Below are 13,231 nucleotides of genomic sequence, written 5' to 3'. Positions count from 1 at the left end.
AGGGGATTTAGCGTCACAGATTAGACCCTGGAGCGAACGTTAGTGAGTGAAGCGGCTCCTCGGACGCCCCCTGGAAAGGACGCTGGCGGAACGGAAATCAACCTCTTACCTTGCAAAGTTGCTTTTTCTGCCGTTAACATCATCTTTTTTCAACAACATGAAACTATGCATAGATTTTATGCATAGCTTTGTTTCTTTTAAAACTCTCTGATTGTTGTATTTAAGCGATTAGCCACCCTCTCTAATTCTTCAGATGATTCACCAATAGACTCAATAATAGTCGCTAATTCAGATACTTGATTACCGACTTCTTGAAAATTCGAGATTGAATCCTCTACAGATCCAGAAATCGCATCAAATGCTTTTAAAGATTCTGCATTCCGTTCAATACTACTATTCACAAGCTCCTGTATGTCCTGAATGGCTTGTACTACTTGTGTTGTGATACCATTCGACATCATGATCAACTCAGCAATTTGTTCAACAGAGCTTTTCGTTTGATCCGCAAGCTTGCGTACTTCGTTTGCAACAACGGCAAAGCCTTTACCATGTTCACCAGCACGTGCGGCCTCAATTGCAGAGTTCAACGCAAGTAAATTTGTTTGCCCTGAAATACTTTTGACAATTTCTACAACGGCATTAATCTTCGAAGAAGACGCATCTAATTGCTCCACCATATTTGCCATTTCAACGGTTTTATGATGAATCTTCCCTGTTTGTTCATTAATAGATATTATTTTACTATAACCTTCACTAGATACTTTTTGCATAGATTCGGCCTCATGCATACTATCCTTCAAAGAAGTGTTGACACGCTGTGCGCTATATACAAGTTCTGCTACTGTTTCAGTCGTAGTTTGTGATTGAACCTCTAATTGTGTAGAAATTCCACCTATGACTTCCTTTACATGGTCCCTAACATTATTACGTTGTTCCTCAATTAATATACTTGCATAGCTATCGTATTCTTCTAAAACAATTTGTTGTTCAAAATTACATATTTTACTGACAGCATCACAAAACTTCTCTTCCTCACCTTTAGGTAATCGAAGCTCATAAATTATTTTCCGGAGTGATTTCTCTAGAATTTGAAAAGCTGCTAGATACCACTTCGGATATAAATTAATCTTCACATGCATTTTTGCCACACGTCTTCGCTTTTCTAAAAAGGCTTCATCTATTCGCCCTTCAAACATTTCAATAATATGGTGACGTAATGTTTGACGTAAACGCTCGCTGGAACTATGTGATTGAATAACCTCCTGTAAAGAAGGAACACTTTCTATTGCATGATAAAATGCCCCTACCACTTCTACTACATTTCTTTCTACATATGGTTTTAAACTATTAATCAGTTGAAGATCATGCACACTTAACCCTACAAGATTTAATTGTAGTAGACGGTCTGAATCTTCAATAAAAATACCGATAGTTGTTTCATTGCTTATTTCAATTGTATTTTTCTTGGATCTATTGATAAGTTGAAACATTTTCTCCACCTCATATTTTAATTATACACTTTACTAAGTCTATACTCCTATAATCCATAAAAAAACAACAAATAATTAGATACTTTATGTATCAATTATAATCTCAAATCAACCAAATGAACAATATATAGGTAAATGATGTCTAATATTATTATAATTTGCTATTACTCTATGTTTAAATATGATTCTTTATACTCATTTCCCTTCACTTTAATGAAAAAATGGATGAATGATTCAATAATTTTAACGCAAAAAAAGCCACTGCTTCTTCGAGAAGAAGCGTGACTTATTGTTTACATGAAAATGATAACGCAAAGAACTGCGGCTAAAACTAAACGATAAATGGCAAAAGGCATTAATTTTACCTTTGAAATAAGTGCTAAGAAAAACTTAATGGACAGTAATGCAAAGATGAATGAACTAATAAATCCGACAGCGTAGAATCCAAAATAGTCCATTGATAAAGTATCCCAGTTTTTCAAAACGGATACGAGGCTAGCTCCTGCCATGATTGGAACAGCCATAATGAATGTAAAATCAGCTGCAACACGGTGACTCATACCAAAGAGTACCCCACCAGAAATAGTTGCACCTGAACGAGAAAATCCTGGCCATAGAGATAGACATTGTACTAGCCCTACCTTAAATGCTAAACCATAGGAAATCTTATCTAAAGAATCTACCTTTGGTTTTCTCGGTGCCAATTTATCTGCCGCAATCATTAGAATTGCTCCTGCCACTAGCGCATAAATAACATGTTCTACTTTAAAAAGATGGTCATCAATAAAATCCTTGAATGCAAAACCTAAGACAACTGCCGGTAGCATCCCAACAATAACATGCAATAAGTTAAAGCGACCATTTATGGACTTAGCTTGACCTTCAATATTATATAAACCAACTAAGCTTAGCATGCGTTTCCACATAACTACGATAACCGCTAATATGGATCCAAGTTGTACAACAATTTTAAATGTGTTGGCAGGATATTTTCCCAAAAACTCCTCTGTCTTTAACCACATATCATCCACGATAATCATATGACCCGTAGAAGATACTGGTGCAAATTCTGTCATACCTTCGACAAAGCCTAATATCAACGCTTTTAATAACTCTATAATTTCCACCATGTCACCTTACCTTTTTTAATCAAATACCCACTTATTATAAAATACTCTGTTTTCATATACTACTGCCATTTCACCTAAGAAGCCTATTCCAGATTATCACATACTACTGAAATTTTATATCTACTACCCAAAGCTCTGATCTACTGCCAATTCGCATTGGCGGGCCCCAGAAGCCATAGCCTGATGAAACAAGTGTATGCATCTGTTCCTTCAACTTATAACCATAATCCAGTTCAAATACACGAGCTGTTATATATTGATTTGGCCACAGTTGTCCCTTGTGTGTATGACCAGACATATGTAAATCAACACCCATTTTCGAAGGTGTGATCAAGTCATCAGGTGTATGGTTCATCACAAGCCATGGTAAGTTAGTAGAATGCTTTAATACTTCAAGTGGTTTTCTTTCTTTATTCGTCCTGTCTTCTTGCCCTGTTAATATAAACGCATCTTCTATAAGAATTGTTTCATCTAGTAGCATTTTTACATTGGCGTTTTCCATTTCCTTGATAATTTCAGTAATTTTTTTGCCATAATATTCATGGTTACCTAATATACCATATGTTCCATATGTAGATGTTAATTGTTTCATGACGTCTGCCATGCCCTCTTGAACAAACCATTTCGGGTCATCATCCACGATATCCCCAGCTAACAACACGATATCTGGTTGTGCTTCATTAGCTAAACTTACAAAACGTTGTAAATGTCTTTTATGTGATAAAACACCTAAGTGAAAATCAGACGCCACAACAGCTCTTAGTGTGTTTAACTCACTGTCTTTTTTATCAACTGTTATTTCTAAATGACGAACAACTGGAGAATAGGCTAAATAAGAGCCAATGATACTTAGCAAAAATAAGACTGCAACTGCTACACTACCAATTATTTGTACATTTTTAAAAGGTGTTAACCAAATAATGAACTGTGCAGCTAAACATAGCAATAAGCCATATTCAAAGATAAACATCCAGTAATTACTGATTACAGAAAACACTCGTAAAGACTCGTGTAATCTTCCGATTATAATACTAAAAGCAACAATATACAGCACCAACCAAAATAGGACTGGAAAACGGAACCATCCCATTGCCACAAGCCACTGCTTTACTCCCCACCCTAAATAGAAAGTCAACGCACTATAAATACTAATTAAAAGAACACCGCCGATTACTTTTGGCATAACCAAGTCCTCTACTTTCTTTCTATAATTTAATTGATTATATCATTATACTTAACAATCATATTGCTTGAAGCACTTGAATAATCTTCTAGAGAAAATAGGAACTTGTCACTTTATTCAATGACAAATATAAGTTTACCTTTTCATTTCATTAGTTACTCTCGTTTTACATGACATTTCATTGTATATAGATGACATTTTTGTCATTCTACCTGAAAAGTTACTTTGATTTTCACAAATCTTCCAGTAACATAGTAGATGAACGAGCAAATTTACGCATTTACGAGGAAAAAGGGGTGCTATTTCAAATGACACGTTATAAATTTGAAACAACAGAGCATGAGTTATTTCGTAAAACCTTTCGTAAGTTTTTAGCTGAAGAAGCTGAACCGCATTATGCACAATGGGAAAAGAATCATCTTATTCCGCCTTCTTTTTGGCGTAAGCTTGGTGATATGGGCTATCTTTGTCCACAAGTAGAAGAACAATATGGTGGGCTGGGCCTGGATTTCAGCTTTGGTGTCATTATTCAAGAAGAACTTGAACGTATAGGCTCCAGCCTTATTGGGGTCGGCTTGCATAATGATATTGTCGTACCTTATATTGAGGCATATGGTACACACGAACAAAAATCACGCTGGCTACCTAAGTGTGTTACAGGCGACTATATAACCGCTATTGCAATGACCGAGCCTGGTACAGGTTCAGATTTGGCGAATATCCAAACATCGGCTATTCGCGATGGTGACCATTATATTGTAAATGGTCAAAAAACCTTTATCACAAATGGTATCCACACAAACTTAGCGGTTGTCGCAGTGAAAACAAATCCACAGGCTGAAAAAAAGCATCGTGGCATCAGCCTACTTGTTATTGAAGAAGGTACACCTGGCTTTACAAAAGGAAGGCAGCTCGAAAAAGTGGGTATGCATGCCCAAGATACTGCTGAACTCTATTTTGAAGATTGTCGAGTGCCTGTGCAAAACCTACTTGGAGAAGAGGGCAAGGGCTTTCATTATATGATGGAAAAACTACAACAAGAGCGATTAGCCGTAGCGATTGCCGCACAAACAGCCGCTGAGGATATGCTTGCATTAACGCTAGACTATGTGAAATCACGCCAAGCTTTTGGTAAAACAATTGGTGACTTCCAAAATACACAATTTAAATTAGCTGAAATGGCTACTAAAATTGAGCTTGGTAAATCATTTTTAGAATCCTTGATTGAAGAGCATATCGCAGGGAATGATGTTGTGACTAAAGTATCTATGGCAAAATACTGGATTACTGAAAATGCACGTGACCTTGCTACGCAATGCATGCAATTGCATGGTGGCTATGGCTATATGGAGGAATATAAGATTGCTAGAAGGTATAGAGATATACCTGTTATGTCCATCTATGCAGGAACCAATGAAGTCATGAAGGTTATTATCGCCAAAAATTTAGGTCTATAATAAAAAAGGCGGCAGAAGTTTGCCGCCTTTTTACCATTAAACTGCTGGAATTCGAACAATTACTTTAAATAAATCTCCATCTACATCAATGGTCATCCTTGCTCCATGTAAATCAACAATGGATTGTGCAATGGCTAATCCAAGCCCCGAGCCCTCTGTATGACGAGAGGCATCTGCACGTTTAAAGCGTTCAAATAATTCCTCAGCATCCTCACTAATTTCATACTTCGCTACATTTTTCACTGTAAATTCAGCATCGCCATCAGCCGTACGCTTTAATGTCACATAGACACGAGTTCCCTCAAGCGCATATTTCAAGACATTGACAATTAAATTATCAATGAGTCTCCACCACTTTTGACCATCCACATATGCATAAATTAGATCATTTGGCATCGTCATTCGTAAATCTAAATTAGATTGTGCTAGATCTTCCTTATGCTCTCCTACTGCTTGCTGGATAAGCTGTGTCAAATCAACTCGACTGCGATGAAGTTCAATATTACCGCTTGCCATTTTCGATACTTCAAATAGATCTTCAATTAGCACCTTTAAACGTTCAGATTTTTTATCGAGAATATGAATGTATTGTTGACGTTCTTCTTCTGTAATATTTGGTTTCTTCAGTAAATCGGTATACGTTATTATAGAGGTTAAAGGAGTCCGTAAATCATGACTCACATTTGTAATTAGCTCTGTTTTTAAACGCTCACTTTTCGCCTGTTCATGCATAGACGTACGCACGCCTTCTCGTAAATGATTGAGGTTTTCTGCATGACCTGCAAGCGGTGATTTCCCTTTTATCTTTACATCGCGGTTTAAACGACCTTCAGCCATATCCTTCGTATCTTTCATAATGCGATTTAAATAACCCATTCTTGATAGGAAAACAATCATAGCAGGGAATCCTATAAGCATACAAATACCAAGCACAAGGACTGCGAAACCTCCTACTCCAGCCATGAAAGCGACAAGGCTACCTCCTCCAAAGAATGCTGCAGCTAGCATCACAATGGAATGCAATGCAATCGAACGATTAATAAATAAATCAGTAAGGGAATCCCCAAGTGACCATAAATAGCTCGATTTCACATTTCCCTCTAGCTTTTTCAAAGTATCTACTCTTGTATACAACCATATTAATTGCACAAAGAAGGCACTGCCAATTACCATTAAAACAGCTATTTTAAAGGCAATATCAAGTATAAAACGCACATAATTATAATTATATATTGAATTATATTCAATCGATTCAAAAACAACTTGTGCTGAAATGAAATACATAAGGCCCGTTATTAACAAAAGAATAATTTGCACATCAATTTTATACTTTGATAAAAGATCTTTTTCCTTCATGCTCCTAACAATCTGTAATACGTCCTTACGCCCCCTCCAAACAAAGACGGCCATTATAATACTTGTAATCCAAATAAAGTAATGGGTATATTGATTGCGTTGAAACTGTTGAAATTGTTGGTATCCTCCTTGTATCACATCTTCTGACATTACTGCTTTTTTAGAGATAGCTACTACACCTGTATATTCTGTCGTTTCGTAAAGGTCATCTACATTCACATACGTTTCTGTACGGTAAAAAATATCTCTTAAATTATCACTAATATTCCATGCATATAGCGGTTTTCGATCAGTATACTTTATTTTATAGGCACTACTTTCAGAAACATCACCAGAACGGTAAATTTTACCTGTTTCTGTATTTGTCAACTCATAAGACCAATAGTCGTAGGTCTTACTAAAGCTTTTGGATTCACTTTGTGCGGCTTTGATATATTTATCAATAAGCGCTTCTTTTTCTGCAAGAATCTTCTTTCGTACATGTTCATCATTTTCAAAATTTGCTGTAATATCTTTAATTTTAGTATCGCGTTCAGTCTCTAGCTTTGTCTTTAATTCTGTTGCATTGGCATCTACAGCTTCCTGAATGCGCTGTTCATATTGTGCTTTAATATTATCGATTTGCTGTCCTAATGTACCGTAGTAATTACGATGATCCTCTATTTCAGTTTGGGTAATCTCTATTTTATTTTTTAATTCCTGTGCATTCGGAACGTTGATTACTAACGGTCCTAGTTCTGCAGTGAAATTATCGATTTCATGCTGGAAATTTTCCGATTCGAAATATGATTTTCCAATATACTGATAACCCACATGATAAAAAGTAAGTACACCGAAAACCGTCCAGATTAAACACATTAATACGAGAAGGGATTTCCATTTTTTCACCATAAGTCTTTACACTCCTCTAAAAAATTCTTTCTAGTAACTGTAAAACTTCTGAGGAGCGAGAATTGACAATTTGATAGGCATAAACACCAAAATAAATGAGTCCAACAACGCCTGCTACAAATCCTGCAATTGTCATATACTTCTCTAGTTTATTTTTCCATTTTATAGCCAACGCCCCATACCACCTTTAGATAGCGTGGATTTTTCGGATCAGCTTCAATTTTCTCACGTATTTTCCGAATGTGAACAGCTACAATATTTTCAGCATTATAAGCTTCCTCATTCCAAACACGTTCATAAATTTCACGAATCGAAAACACACGCCCTGCATTTTTCATTAATAATTCCGTAATTTTATATTCTATCGGGGTTAGTCGAACAGCCTCTCCTTCTAATACAACCTCTTTTGCCTCTTCATCAAGAACAAGTCCGTCGATTTCCACCTTTGCAGCACCCTCACTATACGTCCCTAGCTGAACATAGCGTCGTAGCTGAGATTTTACACGTGCCAATAGCTCTAATGGATGGAATGGCTTTGTCACATAATCATCTGCTCCAACCGATAATCCATGAATCTTATCGCCATCCTCCGCCTTTGCACTCAGCATGATAATTGGAATATTGCGCTCTTCCCTAATTTTAAAGGTTGCTGTAATTCCATCCATGTTTGGCATCATGATATCTAAAATAATTAAATGTACTTCATTGTTCTCTAGCTTTTTTAATGCATCTAAGCCATCTGCTGCTTTAATGACATGATAGCCTTCATTTTTTAAATAGATTTCAATACCATCACGAATATCTTGATCGTCATCTGTAACAAGAACTGTTAATTTCGTCATGATATACACCTCGCTCTCAAATATAAGTGTATCTCTCAAATCTTAAAAACCAGCTATTATAAAAATGAAGAATTTCTTAAGGTTTTAGCTTTTTTCTTCCACCTAGTGTTAAAACAACAATGCCTCCTAATAACATTGCTACCCCAAGCCAAGATACTATACTTAAATGTTCTCCAATTAAAAACACACCAAGAATTGCTGCAGTCAATGGTTCTGCTAATGAAAGTGTTACAGCTGTGGATGAACTAATTTTTTGTAGTCCATTTAAAAACAATAAATACGCTACGCTTGTACACATAATCCCCATAAACAGCATTGTCCATAAGTTGTGCACATTTCCTAACCAAAAAAATCCATTTTCTAGGGAAAACGGCAGTAAAAACAACGTGCAAATGGAAAACGTCATAGCAACTGCTGGTAATGCATCTTCCTGTGCCATTAATTTTTTACTTATGTTTGTATAAAATGCGAAGGCTAGACCTGCACAAAGTGCTAGTGTGAATCCGCCAATGTGAACAGACTCTTCTCCATTATTCATAAATAATAAAAGACATCCGATAATGGCCATCAATGTAGCAAGTCCCCATACCGCTGTGGGGCGTGTTTTCCATAATAGCCACTCTAAAACACCAGAAAACACCGGTGCACTGCCAATAGTAGCAACAGTTCCAATGGCTATACCTGTTAGACGAATGGATGAGAAGAAAAGACCTTGGAAAAGAGCTATACTAGCCGCAGCTAAAATCGTCCATTTCCACGACCACCTTAAAAAGTTAATTTTCCGCAATAAAATCGTAATGGCTAATAATAAACCGCCACCAATTGCAGAACGAATTGTGGCCACTGCTATTGGAGATACCCCTTGGTCCAAATAGGTTTGGGCAGTTCCAGTCATCCCCCATAGAATAGCTGCTAGTAATACAAACAATGGATTTAACATTTATCAACTCATCCCCGCTTCACTACGTTCTCAATACTAATCATACATATTTATCCAAAATCAAACAATTATCATTTTTACTTTTCTTTTCATTACCACAGTATGCTTTCTCAATAATGGACGTTATAATAAAAACAGTAAAAGGAGCGAATCGTATGTATAAAACAATTGAAGAGACAGCTTTTGATCTCGGTATGCCTGAGGATCAAGTAATGCGTCTAGTTTACGAAGGACGCATCCGTTCTGTTTACGATGGACAACAAATTCTAATCAATAGTGGCCAATTCAGCACTTATTTTAAACAATTGGAACGTATTAAAGAGGAAATTGAAATTTGGCGTTCTACTCCTATTCCAGAGGATATTGACGTCAAAGATGAAGACTAAAAACCCACCATTCATACAATTAAACATTGTTGAATGGTGGGCTTTTTTAAAGCTTTTATTAGATTGTGACAACAAATCCTGCTCTTTTCCCAATGATTTCAGCATAATCCTCTACCATGACACTCGCAGTTGGGTACATCCCTGCTCCAGGACCAACTAATGTTAATGTACCAATATAGTTAGTCTCTAATGCCACCGCATTAAACACATCATCGACTGGATAAAGTGGATGCTCTTTATCAACTAGTTGTGGACCGACTTTAGCAATAATTTTACCGTCAGCCCGTTTCTCCACTTCAGCTACATGGCGGTAACGCAGACCATTTTCACACGCTTCACGAACTTGTTCAGCAGAGATACTATCGATCCCAATCACTTCTACATCTGACCAATCTGGTTGCTCTCCAAAAGCTAAGGCACTTAAAATCATTAATTTTTTAAATGCATCCTGCCCAGATATATCATTATATGGATCTGCTTCAGCATAACCTAAGCCTTGTGCCTCTTTTAAAGCTGTTTCGAAAGACCAGCCCTGTGCACGCATTTTTGTTAAAATATAGTTACATGTGCCATTTAAGACGCCTTGTATACGACTTACATCATTTACAAGTAAAATATTTTTCATTGTTTTAATAACAGGTACACCACCAGCAGTAGTAGCCTCATAGCCTACAAAAACGCCATTAGCTTTTGCAAGATCCTGCAACTCTAAACCTCGTTTGGCAAACATCACTTTATTGGCTGTAATAACATGACATTTATGTTCAACTGCTCGCTTTAAATAACTGTATGCAGGCTCTTCGTTAACAATTGCTTCAAACACAACCTGCATACCTGGTTCTGCTAAGACTTCATCCATGCTTGTTGTCATTAAATGTGCTGTTCCTGGCACACGTTCGCGACTAGCATCTGTCACTAAAATCTTCGCTACCTCTAATTCAATACCTAATTTATTTTTTAGCTCTTCTCGTTTTTCATTTAAAATATGGTAGATCCCCTGACCTACCGTTCCAAATCCTAAAATCGCTGCCTTTATAGTTGCCATTCTTGTTATTCCCTCCAACTTACATTCCGCAGTTTCATTAAAGCTAATTCTCCATGGGGTTGTGTCATGACTATTTGACACCCACCGCAGTCTTTAGCCAACAACTCTTCTTTGTATGAGTTTCGCTATTTCTATATGTGTTGGAACACATACAAATTCAAATAATTCAAAATTTAACTTAAAGAAAATTGTAACGCAAATACATACATTGCACAAGAAAAATCTTTCTAGGAAGGACATTTGTTTTCTCTAGATGTGCAAAAGAAATCGGTTTCATTCCCTTTATTATACGTTTTATTAATCATTCTATAAGATTTGAACAAATATTGACTATTTACATTTCAATATACGAATGTCTTTCTTCTATTATATATATGTATGCTCGGACATTCATAACAATCCCTTTAAAGAAAAAACTCATTCCCTGTAGCAGCAGAGAATGAGCTTAAATATATGAGGGGGTTTTAACTTGCTTTTGAAAGCAATTGATAACGATATTGTGCTAAAGCTTGTTGAACAAGACTAATTTCTTCTTCTGTAAAATTTGGTATTGCATACGTACGTTCCACTAATTGAAATGTACCATATTTTAAGTAAATCTCTGTCGCAGGAAGTGAGATATGGCTCACACCGTACTGTTCATATGCCTCAAATACTTCCTTAACAGTATAGTCTTCCTCTTCAGCAAAAACATGTTCTTGAAATGCTGTATGACCAAAGACTTGCTGCCATTTTCTTTCGACTGATGTAAGAAGGTGTTGAATGGACTTATTGTTGACAAAGACATGCCCTTCATTTAGCTCATATATTAGATAGGATACAATGTTTTGTGCACTATAGATATTACCCATTTTAAACACTCCTTTATCATCAGTTTTTTTGGGAAGAGCAGTTACTGGCTAGGCAACTGCTCTTCTATATATTCAAAAGTGGGGGAGCACTTATGAAAACATTTACCTTTTTTAACAAGAATTTTCGTACCCTTAACTTATTTCCTAGTATATAACAAGGATTTAATTAAGTCAATAATACATATAAAATTACTTGGTATTATTTTTTATAAGGTTCTGATAATTAACGGATGTAGCAATTGGTTGATGTAGCAACGTTTAACGCATTACCAAATGAGGCCAATCGAATGAGAAAATACGTAAACGCTACAACATTCTTCCCTATGTTCTAAAGCTTAGGCTTCTACTGTTTGTTCAGTAGTTGTTGCCTGTGTAATGGCTTGATCTAAATCAGCAATAATATCCTCTATTGCCTCTAAACCGATGGATAAGCGAATGAGCGACTCGGTTACACCAGCTTGAACTAATTCGTCTGCTGATAGTTGCTGATGTGTAGTGGAAGCAGGATGAATAATTAATGACTTAGCATCACCTACATTTGCTACATGTGAAAATAGCTTTACGCTATCAATAAGCTTTCGCCCAGCTTCACGTCCACCTTTAATGCCAAATGTAAGCACTGAACCGAAGCCATTTCTTAAATATTTCTTTGCCAATTCATGTGTTGGAAAATCTTCCAGGCCATTATAATTTACATACTCCACAGATGGGTGGTTTCGTAAATATTCAGCCACTGCCAATGCATTTTCATTGTGTTTAGGGATACGCAAATGAAGCGTTTCTAAACCTTGTAATAAATTAAAGGCAGCATCTGCACTTAATGTTGGACCAAAATCACGTAATAATTGTACGCGTAGCTTCGTAGCAAAGGCCGCAGAAGCTGTATCAATTCCATAACGTAAACCATGGTAAGAAGCATCTGGTTCAGTAAAACCTGGGAATCGACCACTAGTCCAATCAAACTTACCAGCGTCTACAACAACGCCCCCTAAAGTTGTACCATGACCACCTATCCATTTAGTTGCTGAATGTACTACAACATCTGCACCGTATTCAATAGGTGTAGAACCGTAAGGAGAAGCAAACGTACTGTCAATAATTAATGGTAGACCATTATCATGTGCAATTTTAGCTACTGCTTCAATATCTAAAACCTTTAAGCTTGGATTACCATACACTTCAGCAAAGACTGCTTTTGTTTTATCAGTAATCGCCGCCTTGAAATTCTCTGGGTTTGTTTCATCTACAAAAATTGTTTTAATACCATAGTTTGGTAATGTGTTAGCAAATAAATTATAAGTACCACCATATAAAGAACTAGCTGCTACTATCTCATCACCAGCTCCAGCTAGATTTAAAATGGAAAATGCGATAGCTGCTGCACCAGATGAAAGTGCTACTGCTGCTGTTCCACCTTCCAATAAAGCCACACGTTTTTCAAACACATCAACAGTTGGATTGGTAATCCTTGTGTAAATGTTCCCTGCTTCCTCTAAGGCAAAAAGACGTTGCGCATGAGCAGTGTCTTTAAATACGAAAGCAGTTGAGCGATAGACAGGAACTGTTCGAGAACCCGTCACTGGGTCTGGCTCTTGACCGCCATGTAACAGCAATGTTTCTGGTTTAAAATTTGTCATTGTGTACCTCCAAATGGTTATTT

General features: G+C 36.7%; 12 protein-coding genes. 2 read left to right on the top strand and 10 right to left on the bottom strand.

All coding sequences use genetic code 11. From position 1 onward, the window contains the following. Positions 1-197 precede the first annotated feature (197 nt). The 3 genes from ACEVFT_RS03080 to ACEVFT_RS03070 form a co-directional block, all read right to left on the bottom strand. Positions 198-1,490, bottom strand: coding sequence for a protoglobin domain-containing protein (locus tag ACEVFT_RS03080; RefSeq protein ID WP_393948079.1), 1,293 nt, complete (start codon positions 1,488-1,490; stop codon positions 198-200). A 293-nt stretch (positions 1,491-1,783) separates the two neighbouring features. Further along, positions 1,784-2,620, bottom strand: a complete 837-nt coding sequence (locus ACEVFT_RS03075; protein WP_205446656.1) for an undecaprenyl-diphosphate phosphatase — start codon at positions 2,618-2,620, stop codon at positions 1,784-1,786. 103 nt (positions 2,621-2,723) lie between these two features. Next, positions 2,724-3,803: a metallophosphoesterase gene (locus ACEVFT_RS03070; protein WP_393948077.1), complete on the bottom strand. Its 1,080-nt coding sequence runs from the start codon at positions 3,801-3,803 to the stop codon at positions 2,724-2,726. A 308-nt stretch (positions 3,804-4,111) separates the two neighbouring features. Here ACEVFT_RS03070 and ACEVFT_RS03065 point away from each other — a divergent pair, with 308 nt between their 5' ends. Beyond that, positions 4,112-5,260: an acyl-CoA dehydrogenase family protein gene (locus ACEVFT_RS03065; RefSeq protein WP_205446654.1), complete on the top strand. Its 1,149-nt coding sequence runs from the start codon at positions 4,112-4,114 to the stop codon at positions 5,258-5,260. 36 nt (positions 5,261-5,296) lie between these two features. On the opposite strand, the gene ACEVFT_RS03060 is transcribed toward ACEVFT_RS03065, so the two are convergent. From ACEVFT_RS03060 to ACEVFT_RS03045, 4 genes are all read right to left on the bottom strand, one after another. Next, positions 5,297-7,507, bottom strand: coding sequence for a histidine kinase dimerization/phospho-acceptor domain-containing protein (locus ACEVFT_RS03060; protein ID WP_342442335.1), 2,211 nt, complete (start codon positions 7,505-7,507; stop codon positions 5,297-5,299). 16 nt (positions 7,508-7,523) lie between these two features. Next, complete coding sequence (locus ACEVFT_RS03055; RefSeq protein WP_016994457.1) at positions 7,524-7,679, bottom strand: hypothetical protein; 156 nt, start codon at positions 7,677-7,679, stop codon at positions 7,524-7,526. Next, positions 7,657-8,349 (bottom strand): response regulator transcription factor, encoded by a 693-nt coding sequence (locus ACEVFT_RS03050; protein WP_205446652.1) that lies wholly within the window; start codon positions 8,347-8,349, stop codon positions 7,657-7,659. Before ACEVFT_RS03050 ends, ACEVFT_RS03055 begins: the two co-directional genes overlap by 23 nt. Positions 8,350-8,425: 76 nt before the next feature. Then, positions 8,426-9,289, bottom strand: coding sequence for a DMT family transporter (locus ACEVFT_RS03045; RefSeq protein WP_205446651.1), 864 nt, complete (start codon positions 9,287-9,289; stop codon positions 8,426-8,428). A gap of 155 nt (positions 9,290-9,444) precedes the next feature. Between ACEVFT_RS03045 and ACEVFT_RS03040 the strand changes: the two genes are divergently transcribed. Continuing rightward, on the top strand, positions 9,445-9,675 hold the full coding sequence (locus tag ACEVFT_RS03040; protein ID WP_205446650.1) for a MerR family transcriptional regulator: 231 nt from the start codon (positions 9,445-9,447) through the stop codon (positions 9,673-9,675). Between the two features lie 58 nt (positions 9,676-9,733). On the opposite strand, the gene ACEVFT_RS03035 is transcribed toward ACEVFT_RS03040, so the two are convergent. From ACEVFT_RS03035 to ACEVFT_RS03025, 3 genes are all read right to left on the bottom strand, one after another. Beyond that, a complete protein-coding gene (locus tag ACEVFT_RS03035; protein ID WP_205446649.1) occupies positions 9,734-10,720 on the bottom strand; it encodes a homoserine dehydrogenase in 987 nt (328 codons plus the stop codon). A gap of 464 nt (positions 10,721-11,184) precedes the next feature. Beyond that, a complete protein-coding gene (locus ACEVFT_RS03030) occupies positions 11,185-11,571 on the bottom strand; it encodes a hypothetical protein (RefSeq protein WP_205446648.1) in 387 nt (128 codons plus the stop codon). Between the two features lie 335 nt (positions 11,572-11,906). Then, positions 11,907-13,208: an O-acetylhomoserine aminocarboxypropyltransferase/cysteine synthase family protein gene (locus ACEVFT_RS03025; RefSeq protein WP_205446647.1), complete on the bottom strand. Its 1,302-nt coding sequence runs from the start codon at positions 13,206-13,208 to the stop codon at positions 11,907-11,909. Positions 13,209-13,231: the final 23 nt, after the last annotated feature.

It is taken from the genome of Lysinibacillus sp. PWR01, from assembly GCF_043359455.1.
GTDB classification, from domain to species: Bacteria; Bacillota; Bacilli; order Bacillales_A; family Planococcaceae; genus Lysinibacillus; species Lysinibacillus fusiformis_F.
Note: the sequence above shows the minus strand (reverse complement) of the source record. Positions and strands in the feature narration are given on the sequence as shown.

Excerpts from the sequence above, each read along its gene's own strand:
- ACEVFT_RS03080 (WP_393948079.1), bottom strand. The coding sequence starts at position 1,490 with ATGTTTCAACTTATCAATAGATCCAAGAAAAATACAATTGAAATAAGC.
- ACEVFT_RS03075 (WP_205446656.1), bottom strand. The coding sequence starts at position 2,620 with ATGGTGGAAATTATAGAGTTATTAAAAGCGTTGATATTAGGCTTTGTC.
- ACEVFT_RS03070 (WP_393948077.1), bottom strand. The coding sequence starts at position 3,803 with ATGCCAAAAGTAATCGGCGGTGTTCTTTTAATTAGTATTTATAGTGCG.
- ACEVFT_RS03065 (WP_205446654.1), top strand. The coding sequence starts at position 4,112 with ATGACACGTTATAAATTTGAAACAACAGAGCATGAGTTATTTCGTAAA.
- ACEVFT_RS03060 (WP_342442335.1), bottom strand. The coding sequence starts at position 7,507 with ATGGTGAAAAAATGGAAATCCCTTCTCGTATTAATGTGTTTAATCTGG.
- ACEVFT_RS03050 (WP_205446652.1), bottom strand. The coding sequence starts at position 8,349 with ATGACGAAATTAACAGTTCTTGTTACAGATGACGATCAAGATATTCGT.
- ACEVFT_RS03045 (WP_205446651.1), bottom strand. The coding sequence starts at position 9,289 with ATGTTAAATCCATTGTTTGTATTACTAGCAGCTATTCTATGGGGGATG.
- ACEVFT_RS03040 (WP_205446650.1), top strand. The coding sequence starts at position 9,445 with ATGTATAAAACAATTGAAGAGACAGCTTTTGATCTCGGTATGCCTGAG.
- ACEVFT_RS03035 (WP_205446649.1), bottom strand. The coding sequence starts at position 10,720 with ATGGCAACTATAAAGGCAGCGATTTTAGGATTTGGAACGGTAGGTCAG.
- ACEVFT_RS03030 (WP_205446648.1), bottom strand. The coding sequence starts at position 11,571 with ATGGGTAATATCTATAGTGCACAAAACATTGTATCCTATCTAATATAT.
- ACEVFT_RS03025 (WP_205446647.1), bottom strand. The coding sequence starts at position 13,208 with ATGACAAATTTTAAACCAGAAACATTGCTGTTACATGGCGGTCAAGAG.